We start from the raw sequence: 17,374 nt of genomic DNA on the forward strand, positions 1-17,374 counted from the left end.
TCCAAGGGGGCGCAGATGACGACGACGCAGCCGGAAACGCAGGGGCACCACAACGGCCACCAGAACGCATACCAGGACGTGTACCCGGAGGTCCGCCAGGAGGAGGCCGTCGAGCTGAGCACCGTCCGGCAGCTGGACGCGGCGGATCCGCTCGCCGCCTTCCGCACCCGCTTCGCCCCCACACCTGACGGGTTGGTCTTCCTCAACGGGGCCTCCCTCGGCCGCCTCCCCGCGGCCACCGCCGACGCCACCGACGCACTGGTGCGCGGCGAGTGGGGAGACCGGCTGGCCGAGGCCCGCACCCAGTGGCTCGACCTGCCGCAGCGGGTCGGGGACGAGTTGGCCGCCACGGTGCTGGGCGCCAGGCCCGGCGAGGTGGTGGCCTCCGACTGCACCAGCGTCAACCTCTACAAGCTCGGCGCCGCCGCACTCCGCGACCGGCCGGGAGCCGTGGTGCTGGACGACGACAACTTCCCCACCGACCAGTACGTACTGACCGGGCTCGCCGAGGAGTACGGCCGCGAGGCGCGCGTCGTGCGCACCGACCCGGACCGCGGACCGCAGCTCGACCAGCTGCGGCTGGCCGTCGAGGGCGGGGCCGCGCTGGTGTCGCTGTCGCTGGTCTCGCACCGCTCGGGCGCACTGGCCGACATGCGCGCCGTCCAGGAGATCGCCCACGCGGCCGGAGCGCTGGTGCTGTGGGATCTCAGCCACGCGGTGGGGGCGCTGCCGCTGCGGCTGACGGCAGACGACGCGGACCTGGCGGTGGGCTCCACCTACAAGCACCTGTGCGGCGGGCCCGGCGCCCCCGCGCTGCTGTACGTCCGCGAGGAGCTGCACGGCAGGCTCACCCAGCCCGTGCACGGCTGGTACGGGCACCGCGAACAACTCGCCATGCGCACCGACTTCTACCCCGACCCCAGCATCCGCCGCTTCCTCACCGGCTCCCCGCCCGTCCTCTCGCTCGCCGCCCTCCGGCCCGCGGTACGACTGCTGGGCGAGGCGGGCCTGGCACGGATGCGTGCCAAGAGCACCGCGCTGACCGGTCTGTTCCAACGGCTCGCCACCGAACTGCTGACCCCGTACGGCTTCCGCCTCGCCGGCCCGTCCGACCCCGCCGAGCGCGGCGGCCACCTCACCTACGCGCACGAGCGGGCGCGGGCGCTGGTGCCGCTGATCGCCGAGCGGGCGGGCGTCCTGGTCGACTACGGCGCGCACGACCGGATACGTGTCTCGCCCGCGCCGCTGTCCACCCGCTTCGAGGACGTGTACGAGGCGGTGCACCGCATCCACCGGCTGCTGAGGGAAGCGCCGGGGGACGAGCCGGGGAAGGAGCGCGCATGACCGCCGAGGAGAGCCGGGCCGGCCGCCGCAGGAGGGTGCTGGTCACCGGGGCCTCGCGGCCCACCGGCATCGGCGCCGCCATCGCGGCCGTGCACGCCGAACGCGGGGACGCGGTGGCCGTGCACTGCCGTGCCGACACCGCCGCGGGCGAGTCCGTCGTGGCGGGCCTGGCCGGAGACGGTCACGCACTCGTCGCCGGGGACGTGGGCGACCCGGAGCAGGTCCCGCGCCTCTTCGACGACGCGGTGGCCGCACTCGGCGGCGTCGACATCCTGGTCAACAACGCGGCCGTGCACATCGAGCACCCCGTCGCGACCACTCCCTGGGAGGAGTGGGAGCGGCTGTGGCGCCGCACCCTGGAGGTGAACCTGCTGGGCGCCGCCCATCTGTCCTGGTGCTTCGCCCACCATCTGCTGCGACGTCCGGAGGGGTCGCGAGGGGGCCGGTTGGTCATGGTCGGCTCCCGGGGCGGCTATCGCGGAGAGCCCGACGTGCCCGCGTACGGCGCGAGCAAGGCGGGCATGCACGCGCTGGCCCAGTCGCTGGCCGTGGCGCTTGGCCCGCACCGGATCGCCGTCGCCGCCATCGCGCCCGGCTTCACCCGTACGGATCTCACCCAGCCCCTGCTGGACAGCGCCGAGGGCAAGCGCATCGTCGCCGACCACCCCTTCGGCAGGATCGCGGAGCCCCGCGACGTGGCCGAGGCGGTCGCCTGGTTCACCGCCGACTCGCCGGGTTCCGAGTGGGCGACCGGCGCCGTGCTCGACCTGAACGGAGCGTCTTATCTGCACTGAGCGGGGCGCCCCGAAGGGGCGCGGGGCTGCATCCGATATGCGGCTCCGCCGCGTGGGCGCTCGCGGCGACAACACCCCCGCACTCCGCCACGCGCAGAAAGGGGCACCCCTCCCCCGGCATGCGAAGAGCGTCACCGCACCAGCCGGGCGGCCACCGAAACAAACGCTTCAATGGCCTCCCGAGCCCCCCGCGCCCGGCTGAGGTGCTCAGAGTGCTCCCCCGCCTCGGAGATCTCCATCGTTTGCTGGTAGGCGAGCTCGGCGGCGCGGGCGACGCTCTGGTCGTGGGTGAGCAGCTTGACCCGGTAGAGCGCCTGCCGGGTGACCGTGCGCAGCCGGTGCGCCTCGTCGCGTGCCTCCTTGTACGACTCCCCGCCCGCGTCCTCCCTCTTGCGGTACCAGCGGGTGGCCTGGCCGTGGCGGTAGTCCTCCACTGCCGCCGCGAACGCCGTGTAGGTGGCTATCCACTCCTGGCGCAGCGCCTCGGCGCGGGTGAACTCCTCGTTGCGCCGGGAGGCGAGGCGTTGGAAGACATGGGTGATCACCGATCCCAGCAGCGTGCCGGCCACGGCCACGACACTCGTCCAGATGGCTTCCATCGCACCAGTCGAACACAGAAGCCCCCGGCGCACCGGGGGCTTCTTGCGTACTGCTTGCGTTCCGCTTCCCGCGTTCCGCTGCTACTTCAGGCGGGTGCCCGTCGAGCGGAGGTTGGCGCAGGCGACCTGGACCCGGTCGGCCATGCCCTTCTCGGCGGCCTTGCCCCAGCTGCGCGGGTCGTAGACCTTCTTGTTGCCGACCTCGCCGTCGACCTTCAGCACACCGTCGTAGTTGCTGAACATGTGCGCGGCGACCGGGCGGGTGAAGGCGTACTGGGTGTCGGTGTCGAGGTTCATCTTCACCACGCCGTTCTGCAGCGCGGTGGCGATCTCCTCCTCCGTGGAGCCGGAGCCGCCGTGGAAGACGAAGTCGAACGGCCGGCTGCCCGCGGGCTTGTCGAACTTCTCCGCGACGCCCTCCTGGAGGTCCTTGAGCAGTTCGGGCCGCAGCACCACGTTGCCCGGCTTGTAGACGCCGTGCACATTGCCGAAGGAGGCGGCGAGCAGGTAGCGGCCCTTGTCGCCGAGGCCGAGCGCCTCGGCGGTGCGGACGGCGTCCTCGACGGTGGTGTACAGCTCGTCGTTGATCTCGTGGGTGACGCCGTCCTCCTCGCCACCGGTCGGGGTGATCTCGACCTCAAGGATGATCTTCGCGGCGGCGGCCTCGGCCAGCAGTTCCTGGCCGATCTGCAGGTTGTCCTTGAGGGTCTCGGCGGAGCCGTCCCACATGTGGGACTGGAAGAGCGGGTTCTCACCGCGCTGCACCCGCTCGCGGGAGACCGCCAGCAGCGGGCGGACGTAGCCGTCGAGCTTGTCCTTCGGGCAGTGGTCGGTGTGCAGGGCGACGTTGACGGGGTACTTCTTCGCGACGATGTGTGCGAACTCCGCGAGCGCCACGGCGCCGCTGACCATGTCCTTGCTGTACTGCCCGCCCAGGAACTCGGCCCCGCCCGTGGAGATCTGAACGATGCCGTCGCTCTCCGCCTCGGCGAAGCCGCGGAGCGCGGCGTGCAGCGTCTGCGTCGAGGTGACGTTGATGGCGGGGTAGGCGAACTTGCCCTCCTTCGCCCTGTCGAGCATCTCGTTGTAGATCTCGGGGGTTGCGATGGGCATCAGACCGCTCCTTGGGGTGTGCGTGGTGAATCCGGCTTCGGCTCAACGGAACGACGTCATCGTCGTGCCCATCTTCCCAGACGGGGCCGGATGCTCCGGACGCGAGTATTCACAAGTTCACTAAGTGACAGGTGTGCCATAGGCGCCACATGTGCCACATGCGCTGGATGTGACACATGTGGTGTGGCGCAGGTGGTTTCACGTGAAACGACGGGCGGGGGCACGGGGGGCATTGGGGCTCACCCCAGTTCGAGGTCGTCCAAATCGAACGCGTATACGTACGGCACCCCGGCGCGTTCCATCGCGGGAGCCGCGCCGCGCTCCACGATCGTCGCCACCGCGACCACCTCGGCACCCGCCTGCCGGGCCGCCTCCACAGCGGTGAGCGGCGAGTTCCCCGTCGTCGAGGTGTCCTCGACGATCAGCACCCGGCGCCCCGCGACATCCGGGCCCTCGATCCGGCGCTGCAGCCCGTGCGCCTTGCCCGCCTTGCGGACGACGAACGCGTCGAGGTGCCGACCGCGGGCCGCGGCGGCGTGCAGCATCGACGACGCGACCGGGTCGGCCCCCAGGGTGAGACCGCCCACCGCGTCGTAGTCCAGATGCGCCGTCGCGTCCAGCATCGCCTGGCCCGCGAGCGGCGCCGACTCACCGTCCAGGGTGATCCGGCGAAGGTCGATGTAGAAGTCGGCCTCCGCACCGGAGGAGAGCGTGACGCGGCCGTGCACCACGGCCTTGTCCTTGATCTGTCGCAGCAGCGCGGCGCGCACGTCGTCATTCATGAGACCTCAGCCTATGCGTCCCGCGACCGTCTCCCGGCAGCCGCCTAGAGCCGCTGCCAGCTCCAGGTCGTCGTCAGCTCCAGCGGGTCGATGGGAGTCACCTGGCGCGGGTGGGAGTTGAGCCCGTTCGGGGGGCCGGACTGCGGCTCCACACAGACGGCCTCCTCCGGCTCGTCGTAGACCACGACGTACTCGGCCCGCGAGGTCATCCGCAGCGACAGCTCGGACGGCCACGTCAGGGTGACGTCCACACCGCCCGGCATCCCGAAGCAGTCGTCCCAGGGGCCGGGCCGCGGCTCGATGCGGGTACCGGTGGGGATGTGGTCTGCGCCCCGCTCCTCCTGCCACTCGGGGGAGAAGTCGATCCGCACGTCCTCACCGCCCTGGCCGAGGTTGCGCAGGAACCACGGGTGCCAGCCGGCCTGCGCCGGGAAGGAGACGTCGAAGGTCTCGACGGCGAGCTTCAGGGTCAGCGAACCGCCGTCCTCGGCGAGCTCGACGACCTGGGTGACGCGGCCCTCCCAGGGCCAGGGGTCGGTCAGTTCATAGGTGAAGGACGCCTTCGTCCCGGTGGCACCGGGCGCCTGGCGCCACACCGCGTCCCGCACGGTGCCGTGGATGGCGTGCGGCCTGTTGTTGAGCGGCAGTTGGAACATCTCACCGCCGTTGCGGAAACGCCCCTGTGCGGTGCGGCCGCACCACGGCGCCATCACGAACGAGCCGTACTTCGGTCCCTGGCGCAGGAGTTCGGTGCCGCCCACCCGGAGGGAGGCGAGTCGGCACCCACGCTGGGGCTCGACCGTCACCTCTGTCCCCTGGGCGCCGAGCACGACGGACGTGGCTTCTGCGGAGGTGGGCAGATCAGTCATACAGCGACCATAACGGCGGGGTCCGCGACGCCGCCGCAAGACCCGCTGTCGGCGGTACTGCGCCGCCGGTTGCGGGCGGCAGCCGATGGCGGCACAGGTTGGCGGGGTCGCCGGTCGGCGGGGTCGCCATCTGTGGCGGGGTCGCCGTCAGTGGCGGGGTCGCCGTCAGTGGCGACGGCGCAGCGCCCGGCCGAGCACGACGGCGCCGGCGACCACAACGGCGGCGGCGGGCGCCGCCCAGCGCAGGGTGGCGGTCGCCGAAGCCTGCTCGGGAGCGGGGACGGGCGCGTAACGGCCGCGCGGTGGAGCGTGGTCCACCTCCTCCGCGCTGCGCCCGATCATCGTGCGCCGCGCATGGGCGGCCTCCGCGCCGAGCCCGCCCGCGTCACCGGGCGCGCCCGCGGCGACGTAGCTCTCGTCCGCCGCTTCCGCCCCGTCCGCCGCATCCGCCGCATCCGCCGCCTGGGCGGCGTCGAGTTCGGACTCGTCGTCGCGGCCCAGCGAGGAGGGCGGCACCTCCGTCTCGAACAGCGGGGTGCGGTCCGGCTCGGGCTCCGGCTCCGGGATACCGGGGATGGCCCGCTCGTTGTCGCCGGGCGCACCGATGCCGCCGGCCACCGGACCTTCGCCCGCTTCGCTCCCGCCGCCGTCGGCCGCCTCCGGGCTGCCCGCGGGCGGCTCGTCGCGGATGCTGTCACCGAGCGCCGCGGCGAACCGGTCGAGCAGACGCACCCCCGCGGAGGTCGCGGCCTTCTCGTCCAACGCCGCGAGCCTCCCGGTGCCGGTCACCGTGCCCACACACACCAGTGCGGTGCCCTCGCCGTCGTCCGCGGAGCGGGGCTCGATGGTGAGCACGAGTTCGACGGTGCCCTCCCCGCGGGCCTCGTTGCCGCTGCCGGCCACCTCCAGCCGCTCCAGCGCGTCGGGCGCCGCGGTGACGCCCGTACCGCCGCGCGGGGTGAGGGTGAGTGTGCCCCGGTAGGTGATGGTCGAGCCGCCGATACGTACTTTCATGCGGCCCGGCAGCTGTTCGGTCGCCTCTTCCGGCTCCAGTTGGAACCCGGGCACGCAGCGGGCCACACGGGCGCTCTCGGCCAGGGCGGCCCGCACAGAGCCGACGGATAGCGGTACGTACACCTCGTGCTCCATGGGTCGGAGCCTATTACTCCGCAGTCCGCCACACCTATATGACTGCGCCGCCTCTTTGCCGCCGGTCGCTCCGGGCGTGGTCGCGAGGGGGTCAGTGGGTGTAGCGGGGGTGCATCAGGGTGGAGGGAGGCAGCCGGGGGTGCTGCCGGGCGGGGCAGGTGGGCGGCGCGGGGTGCGCGTGCCGGGCGAGCAGATGGTCCCGGTCACCGGCGTAGGGGCACGGCTCCAGTCCCACGGCGCGCAACGTGGCGTGCACCGTCCAGAAGTTGTGTCCGTACCCGGCGCCGGGCGCGCCCGCCCGCAGCGCGAACCGTCCCTCGTCGGCCAGGACCCGCGCGGCGAGCCCGTAGAACTCCTGCGAGTACAGCTTCAGGTCGCCGGAGGCACTCGGCGGGGGCAGCGCGGAGACGATCACATCGAACCGGGCCGCGTCCGCCCGCGCCCGGTCCCGCAGCCGGCCGAAGGCGTCCGCGTGGACGAAGCGGACCCGCGGGTCGTCCAGCGCGCCGCCGTTCAGCGCACGCAGACCCGGGTCGTGCCGTGCCAGGCGTACGACACCGGGGTCCGGTTCCACCACGGTGACCTCCCGGACACCGCGGGAGCGCAGCACCTCCCGCAGGGCGAGCCCGTCACCCCCGCCGATGATCAGCACACGGGCGTTCGGGCCACCGGCCATGGCGGGGCGGACGAAGGCCCGGTGTCCGTCGCGTGCGTGCCGGCCCCGCAGCGCCAGCCTGCCGTCCCGGTAGAACCGCAGTTCGCCGGCGGCGGCCCACTCGCTGCGGGCCGCGCCGCCGGTGAGCACGAGTTCCTGGCGCGGGGTGTCGACGGCGACCCGCACCTCGCCGCCGTAGACGGCCTCCCGTGCGGCTTGCTCGAACGGGCCGACGAACGCCGTCCCCGCGAGCAGCAGGACCAGTACGCAGCCGTTGGCCGCCAGCAGCCGCCGACGCTCCCGTGCCGCCAAGTCGTGCCGGAAGAGCCACTGCACGACCAGGCCGCCGGCCAGCACATTGACCACCCCGGTGAGCAGTCCGCCGGTCAACTCCCCGGCGAGCGGCAGCAGGAGGAAGGGGAAGGTGAGCCCGCCGACGAGCGCTCCCACGTAGTCGGCGGCGAACAGGTCGGCGAGGGCGCCGCCCGCGTCCTGCCGGCGGATCCGCTGGATGAGCGTCATCAGCAGCGGCATCTCGGCGCCGATCAGCACCCCGACGGCGAAGGAGGTGACGACCAGCGCCACCCGGGCCCCGCCCAGCCAGGCGAAGGAGGCGTACAGCGCTATCGCCGAGCCACCGCCGACCAGTGCGAGCAGCGCCTCGACATAGCCGAAGCCCGCGGCGGCGTGACAGCGCAACCGCTTGGCCAGCAGCGAGCCGACACCCATCGCGAAGACCATGACGGAGAGCACCACGGACGCCTGGGTGACGGAGTCGCCGACCAGGCAGGAGGCCACGGCGACGAGTTCGAGCTCATAGACGAGGCCGCAGGCGGCGCACACGAACACCGAGGCGAGGACGAAGCCGCGCCCGAACCCTGCGGGGACGGGCAGGCGCGCGCTCTCCACATAAGGCTGGGGACGGTCGATCATGAATGCACGCTACGTCACATACCGGACACTTCAGGTCACTCACACGGGTTCTTCCGCGCCGTCGAATCTCTCAACGGCTGTGTCTTTCCTCGGAGTTGAGCACGTCGCATACGCGCTCCCCTCGCCCCACCGCACGGGCGGCCCTCAGGCCATGGCCGGTCCGCAGACCGGCACCGTGACCGGCCCACCCGGCCCCGGGACACCCCCCAACCCCTCCCGCACTCTGGTGGCCACCCGGGTACGCGTCGAGACCAGGCAGCCCTCCTGCGGATAGGAGTGCCAGGTCCGCCAGCGGATCTGCCCCTCGTGCCGCTGGACGAGCAGCGCGGTGAAGGCGCTCGGCGCGCCCGGGAAGGTACCGGCGAAACCGTTGGGATGGTCCGCGACCAGTGCGAGCAACTCCTGTGCGCGCCCCGCGAACGAGCCGGGTGACAGCCTCTCGACCCGCGCCGCGAACTCGTACTCCCACTCTCCGAAACGCTTGGAGACGCCCAGCGGGAGCGGGGTGCTGCGGCCCGGCAGGCAGGCGACGGTCTCGGAGCAGCTGCCGTACTCCTCGCCGAGCAGCACCTGGTGCGAGGCGCCGAGCAGCCGCAGCTGCACGCGGGTGTCCTCCAGTTCGACGTCCATGCAGGCGAGTGCCGGCAGCGGTGCCCGGCCCAGGTCCCAGGCGAGGTCGTGCGCACGGGTGTCGGTGTAGGCGGTCTTCAAGGTGGTGAGCATGGGTCGGCTCCGCAAACACGCAGGGAGGGTGGGCCGCCCCACCCCTCGAGCTCCCGAGCCTCCGGGCCGGGGCCGGGAGCACTCGGGGACGACAGTTCACGATTCACCGAATCACGGAACGCGCTGCGTCCTCAGCGCTTTTACCCAGGTTCTGCGGATTTCCATCCCATAGGTATGGAAGAGGTCAAGTGTTCCCTTCCCGACGCGGGCGCCGTCGCACACCCGACCGTGCGCACCGCGCACACCCCTCAACCGCCGCCACCACCACCCCCGCCACAGCCGCCGCCCCCGCCGCCACCTCCGCCGCAGGAAGAACCGGCACCACAGCCGCCACCGCTCCCCCCGGCGCAGGACGAGCCACCACTGCCTCCACCGGCCCACCAGGAGCCGCCCCCACGGCGGGGACGGGTGGACCGGCTGGGCCCCGCCGACTTGGCGAGAGCGGCGATGAACGCGAACACCGCCACCACGCCGATGAACACCAGAACTTGGGACATCTCGTTCCCCCTCGAGATCCTGGGACAGCAGTGCGGCTGTCGTACAGCTGTGGTGCCGTCCGCGGCTGTAGGCGGCTCCTGCCCGGTCCCGTGGGGGCACAAAGCCGGGTTGAGGAAGATAAGAGCTTGCCGGAGGATGACGGCCATGACTGCTGGCCAAGCTGCTGTCCCGGGGACGCCGGGCGCCCGGGGTGCCTCCGGGACGGAGACCGGGCGAGGGCGTCCACTGCTCAACCGCCGCCTCGCCGAGTTCGGCACCACGATCTTCGCCGAGATGTCCGCGCTCGCCGTCCGGACCGGCGCCATCAACCTGGGACAGGGCTTCCCCGACACGGACGGCCCGGAGGAGATCCGGGAGGCCGCGGTGCGCGCCCTGCGGGACGGGCGCGGCAACCAGTACCCGCCGGGTCCGGGCATCCCCGAGCTGCGGGAGGCCGTGGCCGAGCACCAGCTGCGCTTCTACGGCCTGCGGTACGACCCGGACACCGAGGTGCTGGTCACCGCCGGTGCCACCGAGGCCATCGCCGCCTCGCTGCTGGCCCTGGTCGAGCCCGGGGACGAGGTGATCGCGCTGGAGCCGTACTACGACTCGTACGCCGCCTCCGTCGCGATGGCGGGCGGCACCCGCGTGCCCGTCACCCTGCGCCCCCGCGACGGCGCCTACCACCTCGACCTGGACGAGCTGCGTGACGCGGTCACCGACCGCACCCGGCTCATCCTCCTCAACACCCCGCACAACCCCACCGGCACCGTGCTGCGCCACGACGAGTTGGCCGCCGTCGCCGAACTGTGCGTGGAGCGCGATCTGCTCGCCGTCACCGACGAGGTCTACGAGCACCTGGTCTTCGACGGCGCGCACCACCCGCTGGCCGGCTTCCCCGGCATGCGCGAGCGCACGGTGAGCATCTCGTCGAGCGGCAAGACGTTCTCGCTGACGGGATGGAAGGTCGGCTGGGTCACCGGCACCCCCGCGCTGGTGACCGCGGTCCGCTCGGCCAAGCAGTATCTGACCTACGTCTCCGCCGGGCCCTTCCAGTACGCCGTCGCCGAGGCGCTGGCGCTGCCCGACAGCTACTACACCGCGCTCCGGGAAGGCCTGCGCACCCGGCGGGACCTGCTGGCCGGCGGGCTGCGCGAGGCCGGTTTCAAGGTCTTCGACCCGGCGGGCACCTACTTCATCACCACCGACATCCGCCCGCTGGGCGCCGGCGACGGCGTCGACTTCTGCCTGGCCCTCCCCGAGCGGGCCGGCGTCGTCGCCGTGCCCACCCAGGTCTTCTACGACCACGCAGCGGAAGGGGCACCGTACGTGCGCTTCGCGTTCTGCAAACAGGAGAGCGTGCTGGCCGATGCGGTACGGCGGCTGCGCGGTGCGGCGGGCACCGGCTGACCCGCCGCCCCGCAGCGCTCGCGAGCTCCCCCGAGTCCGCCCGCGACCCCCGTGCGCGGGACCCGCTCGTCCCCCGTGGTTCCCCCGGCTACGGGTCCCGCGCTCTGCTGAGGAGTCTCCCGGCACGGGATGCTGCGCGGTACCTGACGGGTGTCAGGGGGCGCGCGGCAGGCCCTGGGGTGCGATGCGGCCGCGCCGTCGCGCTCCTGAGTCGTCACACCGGCTGGCGGCTGCGGACAGCGCGAGGGGCCGGGCGCACCGGAAAGTGCGCCCGGCCCCTCGGGCGGGGTACCGACGGCCTAGGCGCTGTCGCCGTCACCCTCGGAGGAGTCGATGTCCTTCTCCAGGCCGAACTGCTCCACCAGCCACTTGTCGAACTCGATGGAGGCCCGCACCCAGCTGACCGTGGACGAGACGAAGTGCTCCAGCGAGACACCCGTGCCGACGAGCATCTGCGCCTCGCCGATCAGACGGACACTGCCGTCGTCGTGGGTGTGGCTGTAGACCTTGGGCCACAGGGTGCGGCGGTTCCAGTCGTCGATGGCCTCGAGGAGCTTGGGCTTGTCCTCGATGGTGTGCGGACGGTCGTAGAACGTACGGACCGAGAAGACCTGCTGCTCCGCCTCACCCCGGAACATGAAGTAGGTGCGGAACTCCTCCCACGGCGCCGCGAGGTCTCCCTCGTCGTCGACGACGTACTTCAGCTCCATCTGGTCCAGGAGCTGCTTGACGAGGTCCTGGTCGGGGATGATCGGTCCGGTGGGACCGGACTCCTCCGGCTCCTCGGGCTGGCCCCCGAAGTTCGGGATCGAGGACGGGTCGATGCTCACGTGGGTGTTCCCTTCATACGGCTCCGGCCATCCTCCCGCACCAGCCCCCCGCAATGACAACCCTGCGCCTCGCGAGTACCGGAGGGGCGCGTTTCGGCCCCTCCGGTGGAGGATCAGTCCGCCGCGGGCGCGCCGTTCGCCGAGCCCACCATCAGACCGTCCCAGCCCTCGACCCGGTCCACCCGGACGGTGTCACCGTCGCGGACCTCGCCGGCGAGGATCTCCCGCGCGAGCTGGTCGCCGATGGCGGTCTGCACCAGCCGGCGCAGCGGTCGCGCCCCGTAGGCCGGGTCGTTGCCCTCGGTCGCCAGCCAGTCCAGCGCCTCGGGTGTGACGTCCAGCTCCAGCCGCCGTTCGGCGAGCCGCGCCTGGAGCGCGTCCACCTGCAGCTTGGCGATCCGCCGCAGCTCGTCGCCGGCCAGCGCGGAGAAGACGACCAGGTCGTCCAGCCGGTTGAGGAACTCTGGGCGGAAGGCTGCCCGCACCGCGGCGAGCACCTGCTCGCGCTTCTCCTCCTCCTTCTCCAAGGGGTCCATCAGGAACTGGCTGCCCAGGTTGGAGGTGAGGATGAGGATGGTGTTGCGGAAGTCGACGGTGCGGCCCTGGCCGTCGGTGAGACGGCCGTCGTCGAGGACCTGCAGCAGCACATCGAAGACCTCGTGGTGCGCCTTCTCCACCTCGTCCAGCAGGACGACGCTGTACGGGCGCCGCCGTACGGCCTCGGTGAGCTGGCCGCCCTCCTCGTAGCCGACGTAGCCGGGCGGTGCGCCGACGAGTCGGGCCACGCTGTGCTTCTCGCCGTACTCGCTCATGTCGATGCGGACCATGGCCCGCTCGTCGTCGAACAGGAAGTCGGCCAGCGCCTTGGCCAGCTCCGTCTTACCGACACCGGTGGGGCCCAGGAACATGAAGGAGCCCGTGGGGCGGTCGGGGTCGGCGATACCGGCCCGGCTGCGCCGCACCGCGTCGGAGACCGCCCGCACGGCCTCGGCCTGACCGATCAGCCGCTTGCCGAGCTCCTCCTCCATCCGCAGCAGCTTCTGGGTCTCGCCCTCCAGCAGCCGGCCCGCCGGGATGCCGGTCCAGGAGGCGACGACGTCGGCGATGTCGTCCGAGCCGACCTCCTCCTTGACCATCTTGTCGGCCTTGCCCGGCTGCCCCGCGGCGGCCTCCTTCTTGGCCTCTTCCTCCGCCTCGGTGGCGGCCGCGAGCTCCCGCTCGACGGCCGGGATCTCGCCGTACAGAAGCTTGGAGGCGGTGTCGAAGTCGCCGTCGCGCTGGGCGCGCTCCGCCTGGCCGCGCAGCTCGTCCAGCTTCTCCTTCAGCTCACCGACCCGGTTGAGGCCCTGCTTCTCCTTCTCCCAGCGTGCGGTCAGACCACGCAGCTCCTCCTCCTTGTCGGCCAGCTCGCGGCGCAGCCGCTCCAGCCGCTCCACGGAGGCCGGGTCGGTCTCCTTGTCCAGCGCCAGCTCCTCCATCCGGAGCCGGTCGACGGAGCGCTGCAGCTCGTCGATCTCGACCGGGGAGGAGTCGATCTCCATACGGAGCCGGGAGGCCGCCTCGTCCACCAGGTCGATGGCCTTGTCGGGCAGGAAGCGGGAGGTGATGTAGCGGTCCGAGAGCGCCGCGGCGGCCACCAGCGCGCTGTCGGAGATCTGCACCTTGTGGTGCGCCTCGTAGCGCCCCTTGAGCCCGCGCAGGATCGCGATGGAGTCCTCCACGGTGGGCTCGGCGACCAGCACCTGCTGGAAGCGGCGCTCCAGTGCCGCGTCCTTCTCGATCCGCTCGCGGTACTCGTCCAGCGTCGTGGCGCCGACCATCCGCAGCTCACCGCGGGCCAGCATCGGCTTGAGCATGTTGCCCGCGTCCATGGCGGAGTCGCCGCCCGCCCCGGCGCCGACGACGGTGTGCAGCTCGTCGATGAACGTGATGATCTGCCCGTCGCTCTCCTTGATCTCGGAGAGCACCGTCTTGAGCCGTTCCTCGAACTCACCGCGGTACTTGGCGCCCGCCACCATGGCGCCCAGATCGAGGGCGACCAGCCGCTTGTCGCGCAGCGACTCGGGCACATCGCCCTTCACCACGCGCTGCGCCAGCCCCTCGACGACGGCCGTCTTGCCGACACCCGGCTCGCCGATGAGGACGGGATTGTTCTTCGTACGACGGGAGAGCACCTGCACCACACGGCGGATCTCCTGGTCCCGGCCGATAACCGGGTCCAGCTTGCCGTCCCGGGCCGCGGCGGTCAGATCGGTGCCGAACTTCTCCAGGGCCTTGTAGGTGCCCTCCGGGTCCGGGTTGGTGATGCGCCTGCTGCCGCGCTGCGCGTTGAAGGCGTCCAGCAGCTTCTTCTCGTCGGCGCCCTGCTGCTTGAGCAGCTCACCGGTGGCTCCGCCCTTGGCGGCCAGCGCGATCAGCAGATGCTCGGTGGAGACGAAGCTGTCACCGAGGTCCTTGGCACGCTGTGCGGCGTCCGCGATGACGGCGAGCAGATCGCGGTCGGCCTGCGGCCGGCTGACGGTCTGGCCCTGCACCGTGGGAAGCGCCGCGAGCTGCCGCTCGGCGCCCGAGCGCAGCGCCGCCTGGTCGGCCTCGACGGCGGCGATCAGGTCCTGGATGTTCTCGTTGTCCTCGCCCGTGAGCAGGGCGAGGAGCAGATGGGCGGGGGTGATGTCGGGGTGGCCGTCGCTCACCGCGCGGTCGTTGGCCGCGCTGATGGCGTCCCGGCTCTTGTTGGTCAGCTCCGCGTCCACTTCTCCTGCGCTCCTCCTCCTGTGCTGTCTGCAGGCGCCCCGGGCACCTGGGTGCCCCAGCGGTGCCCGCGCCCCGGAAATGGCGCTTGCTACCTACAGCATGCAACAAGTTGAGTCTATTCCGCTCAACTCAAAAACGTCTACGATCCTTCTTAGTTCCCGGCCGCTTCCGGCCCCGGGTACCCGCCCAACGAGCCGCCCCGCAGCGGCATTTGGAGCTGACAGAAGTGAAGATTGGCATTGCTGGCACCCACCGTGTCGCCACGGTGATGCTCACCTCCGGCGCCGTGCTGACGACGGGCGCGCTGGCCGCCCCGGCCGCCATGGCGTCACCGGCCACTGTCGCCGCCGCGAAGAAGCCGTCCATCACCGCCAAGGGCGGCTATGTGATGAACAGCGGCACAGGCAGGAGCCTCTACACCAAGGCCGCCGACACCCGGCGTTCCACCGGCTCCACCACCAAGATCATGACGGCCCGGGTGGTGTTGGCGCACAAGAACCTCAACCTCTCCCGCAAGGTCACCATCCGGAAGGCCTACAGCGACTACATCGTCCGCAACACCGCCTCCTCGGCGCGGCTGATCGTCGGCGACAAGGTCACCGTCCGCCAGCTGCTCTACGGTCTGATGCTGCCCTCGGGCTGCGACGCCGCCTACGCGCTCGCCGACACCTTCGGCAAGGGCAGCACCCGCAAGGCACGGGTGAAGTCCTTCATCGGCAAGATGAACTCCACCGCCAAGAGTCTCGGGCTGAAGAACACCCACTTCGACTCGTTCGACGGCATCGGCAAGGGCCGCAACTACTCCACCCCGCGCGACCTGACCAAGCTCACCCGCGACGCGATGCGCCACTCCACCTTCCGCTCGGTCGTGAAGACCCGCTCCACCAAGCAGAAGACGGTCACCAAGAGCGGCGGCTACCGGTACATGAACTGGCGGAACACCAATCCGCTGCTGGGCAGCTACTCGGGCGCGCTCGGCGTCAAGACCGGCTCGGGCCCCGAGGCCAAGTACTGCCTGGTGTTCGCCGCCAAGCGCGGTGGCAAAACGGTGATCGGCACCGTTCTGGCCTCGTCCTCCGCCGCCAAGCGGTCGTCGGACGCCAAGAAGCTTCTCTCTTACGGCTTCGCGAAGTAAGCCCTCACGCTGTGGGGCCGAGCCCCGCCCCCTCGTTGTGGGCCATCGTCCCGCCCTTGGCGGAACAGATGCCCGCAACAGGGAGGGGCCCAGGCCCCGCAACCCCGGGGTCCCGAGGATTACTCCCTCGGTTTGGGGCGCCAGACGACCAGGGCGCTGGAGGAGCGCACATCCTCGTACGGCACCAGATCGCGCCGATACGAGGCATGCACCTGCGCCTCGCGCTGCTGCATCGCCGCCGCGGCGCCCTCGACCGCGGCGGACAGCTCGGCAACCCGCTGCTGCAGCGCCGCGACCTGGTTCTCCAGTTCGATGATGCGCTTGATCCCGGCGAGATTGATGCCCTCGTCCTGGCTGAGCCGCTGCACCTCGCGCAACTGCTCGATGTCCCGCGCCGAGTAGCGGCGGCCCCGCCCGGGTGTGCGGTCGGGCGAGACCAGGCCCAGCCGGTCGTACTGCCGCAGGGTCTGCGGGTGCAGCCCCGAGAGCTGGGCGGCGACCGAGATGACGTAGACAGGAGATTCGTCCGTCAGCTCGTACGCCGCGGAGCGCCCAGCCGCGAATCGTCTGCGTCCGTCCCGGCCGTCCACCTCAGTCTCCCTTCGCTGCCTTGAACAACGCGGCCCGCGGATCCTCACCCGCCGTCGCGTCCCGGTAGGACTCCAGGGAGTCCTTCGCCTTGTCGTCCAAATTCTTGGGCACCGCGACCTCCACTGTCACCAGTAGGTCGCCGCGGGTTCCGTCCTTGCGGACAGCGCCCTTGCCCCGGGCCCGCATGGTGCGCCCGGACGGCGTACCCGCCGGGATCTTGAGGGTGACGGGTGGGCCGCCGAGCGTGGGGACCTTCACTTCACCACCGAGTGCGGCCTCGGGGAAGGTGACCGGCACGGTGACCGTGAGATTGTCGCCCTTGCGCCCGAAGACCGGGTGCTTGTCGACGTGCACGACGACGTACAGGTCACCGTTGGGTCCGCCCCGCTCGCCCGGGGCGCCCTTGCCGCGCAGCCGGATGCGCTGCCCGTCGGTGACGCCCGCGGGGATGCGGACCTGCATCGTGCGCGAGCTGGTCGCCCGTCCGGACCCCTTGCAGACCTCGCACGGATCCTGCGCGATCAGACCGCGCCCCTTGCAGTCCACGCACGGGTCGGTCAGCGAGAAGCCGCCGCCGGTGCCGCGCGAGACCTGCCCGGTGCCCACACAGGTGGGGCACACCCGCGGGGTGCCGTTCTTGTCCCCCGTACCGGCGCACTCCTTGCACGCGGCGCTGGAGGACATCCGCAGCGGGACCGTGGCCCCGTCGACCGCCTCGGTGAAGCTGAGCGTCACCTCGGACTCGATGTCCTGACCGCGCCTGGGCTGGGTACGGGTCCCGGTACCGCCGCGGTTGAACAGGCCGCCGAAGACGTCGCCCAGCCCGCCGCCGAAGCCGCCGGGCGAGCCGGCACCGCCGCCGCCCTGGCCGCCGCCGAACAGGTCGCTCAGGTCGAAGTTGAACGTTCCGGCACCACCGGGCCCGCCCGGTCCGCCGCCGGGCCGGAAGCCTCCGTTGCCGAAGAGGGTGCGCGCCTCGTCGTACTCCTTGCGCCGCTTGGGGTCGCCGAGCACGTCGTACGCCTCGGAGGCGTCCTTGAAGCGCTCCTCGGCCTTGGGGTCACCTGCGTTGGCGTCGGGGTGGTTCTCCCGGGCCAGCTTGCGGTACGCCTTCTTGATCTCGGCTTCGGTTGCGTCCTTGGGGACGCCGAGGACCTTGTAGTAGTCCTTCTCGATGAAGTCCTTGGTACTCATCCTCGACGTCCCTCCTCCCGTA

Annotated in this window: 15 protein-coding genes; 4 read left to right on the forward strand and 11 right to left on the reverse strand. The window is 71.5% G+C overall.

Annotated elements, in window-relative coordinates; genetic code table 11:
* Positions 1-15 precede the first annotated feature (15 nt).
* Both KBY19_RS11830 and KBY19_RS11835 read left to right on the forward strand, forming a co-directional pair.
* Positions 16-1,344, forward strand: a complete 1,329-nt coding sequence (locus KBY19_RS11830) for a kynureninase (RefSeq protein ID WP_210965717.1) — start codon at positions 16-18, stop codon at positions 1,342-1,344.
* On the forward strand, positions 1,341-2,138 hold the full coding sequence (locus KBY19_RS11835; protein ID WP_210965718.1) for an SDR family NAD(P)-dependent oxidoreductase: 798 nt from the start codon (positions 1,341-1,343) through the stop codon (positions 2,136-2,138). The genes KBY19_RS11830 and KBY19_RS11835 overlap by 4 nt, the downstream gene beginning before the upstream one ends.
* Positions 2,139-2,269: 131 nt before the next feature.
* On the opposite strand, the gene KBY19_RS11840 is transcribed toward KBY19_RS11835, so the two are convergent.
* The 7 genes from KBY19_RS11840 to KBY19_RS11870 all read right to left on the reverse strand — a co-directional run bounded on the left by KBY19_RS11840 (position 2,270) and on the right by KBY19_RS11870 (position 8,961).
* Positions 2,270-2,737 carry a hypothetical protein gene (locus tag KBY19_RS11840; RefSeq protein WP_210965719.1) on the reverse strand — a complete coding sequence of 156 codons (468 nt, stop codon included), beginning with the start codon at positions 2,735-2,737 and terminating at the stop codon, positions 2,270-2,272.
* An 81-nt stretch (positions 2,738-2,818) separates the two neighbouring features.
* Complete coding sequence (gene fbaA, locus KBY19_RS11845; RefSeq protein WP_099883036.1) at positions 2,819-3,850, reverse strand: class II fructose-bisphosphate aldolase; 1,032 nt, start codon at positions 3,848-3,850, stop codon at positions 2,819-2,821.
* A 239-nt stretch (positions 3,851-4,089) separates the two neighbouring features.
* Complete coding sequence (locus KBY19_RS11850; protein WP_185017689.1) at positions 4,090-4,632, reverse strand: orotate phosphoribosyltransferase; 543 nt, start codon at positions 4,630-4,632, stop codon at positions 4,090-4,092.
* Between the two features lie 44 nt (positions 4,633-4,676).
* Positions 4,677-5,501 (reverse strand): aldose epimerase, encoded by an 825-nt coding sequence (locus KBY19_RS11855; protein WP_099883032.1) that lies wholly within the window; start codon positions 5,499-5,501, stop codon positions 4,677-4,679.
* 165 nt (positions 5,502-5,666) lie between these two features.
* Positions 5,667-6,650, reverse strand: coding sequence for a hypothetical protein (locus tag KBY19_RS11860; protein WP_210965720.1), 984 nt, complete (start codon positions 6,648-6,650; stop codon positions 5,667-5,669).
* 91 nt (positions 6,651-6,741) lie between these two features.
* Entirely contained in the window at positions 6,742-8,238 is a 1,497-nt protein-coding gene (locus KBY19_RS11865; RefSeq protein WP_210965721.1) for a polyamine aminopropyltransferase, read from the reverse strand.
* A gap of 144 nt (positions 8,239-8,382) precedes the next feature.
* Positions 8,383-8,961, reverse strand: a complete 579-nt coding sequence (locus tag KBY19_RS11870; RefSeq protein WP_099883026.1) for a DUF2617 family protein — start codon at positions 8,959-8,961, stop codon at positions 8,383-8,385.
* Positions 8,962-9,603: 642 nt separating this feature from the next.
* Between KBY19_RS11870 and KBY19_RS11875 the strand changes: the two genes are divergently transcribed.
* Positions 9,604-10,848 (forward strand): pyridoxal phosphate-dependent aminotransferase, encoded by a 1,245-nt coding sequence (locus KBY19_RS11875; RefSeq protein ID WP_247690881.1) that lies wholly within the window; start codon positions 9,604-9,606, stop codon positions 10,846-10,848.
* A 299-nt stretch (positions 10,849-11,147) separates the two neighbouring features.
* Here KBY19_RS11875 and KBY19_RS11880 read toward each other — a convergent pair whose 3' ends face one another.
* The gene (locus tag KBY19_RS11880) at positions 11,148-11,678 is read right to left on the reverse strand and encodes a YbjN domain-containing protein (protein ID WP_099883022.1); all 531 of its coding nucleotides are present in this window, start codon (positions 11,676-11,678) and stop codon (positions 11,148-11,150) included.
* 113 nt (positions 11,679-11,791) lie between these two features.
* A complete protein-coding gene (gene clpB, locus KBY19_RS11885) occupies positions 11,792-14,431 on the reverse strand; it encodes an ATP-dependent chaperone ClpB (protein ID WP_099883021.1) in 2,640 nt (879 codons plus the stop codon).
* Between the two features lie 227 nt (positions 14,432-14,658).
* Here clpB and KBY19_RS11890 point away from each other — a divergent pair, with 227 nt between their 5' ends.
* Positions 14,659-15,567 carry a serine hydrolase gene (locus KBY19_RS11890; protein WP_210965722.1) on the forward strand — a complete coding sequence of 303 codons (909 nt, stop codon included), beginning with the start codon at positions 14,659-14,661 and terminating at the stop codon, positions 15,565-15,567.
* A 119-nt stretch (positions 15,568-15,686) separates the two neighbouring features.
* On the opposite strand, the gene KBY19_RS11895 is transcribed toward KBY19_RS11890, so the two are convergent.
* Complete coding sequence (locus KBY19_RS11895) at positions 15,687-16,157, reverse strand: heat shock protein transcriptional repressor HspR (protein ID WP_099883019.1); 471 nt, start codon at positions 16,155-16,157, stop codon at positions 15,687-15,689.
* 1 nt (position 16,158) lies between these two features.
* Positions 16,159-17,352, reverse strand: a complete 1,194-nt coding sequence (dnaJ, locus tag KBY19_RS11900) for a molecular chaperone DnaJ (protein ID WP_099883018.1) — start codon at positions 17,350-17,352, stop codon at positions 16,159-16,161.
* Positions 17,353-17,374: the final 22 nt, after the last annotated feature.

This window comes from Streptomyces sp. B15 (assembly GCF_018070605.1).
Taxonomy (GTDB): Bacteria; Actinomycetota; Actinomycetes; order Streptomycetales; family Streptomycetaceae; genus Streptomyces; species Streptomyces smyrnaeus.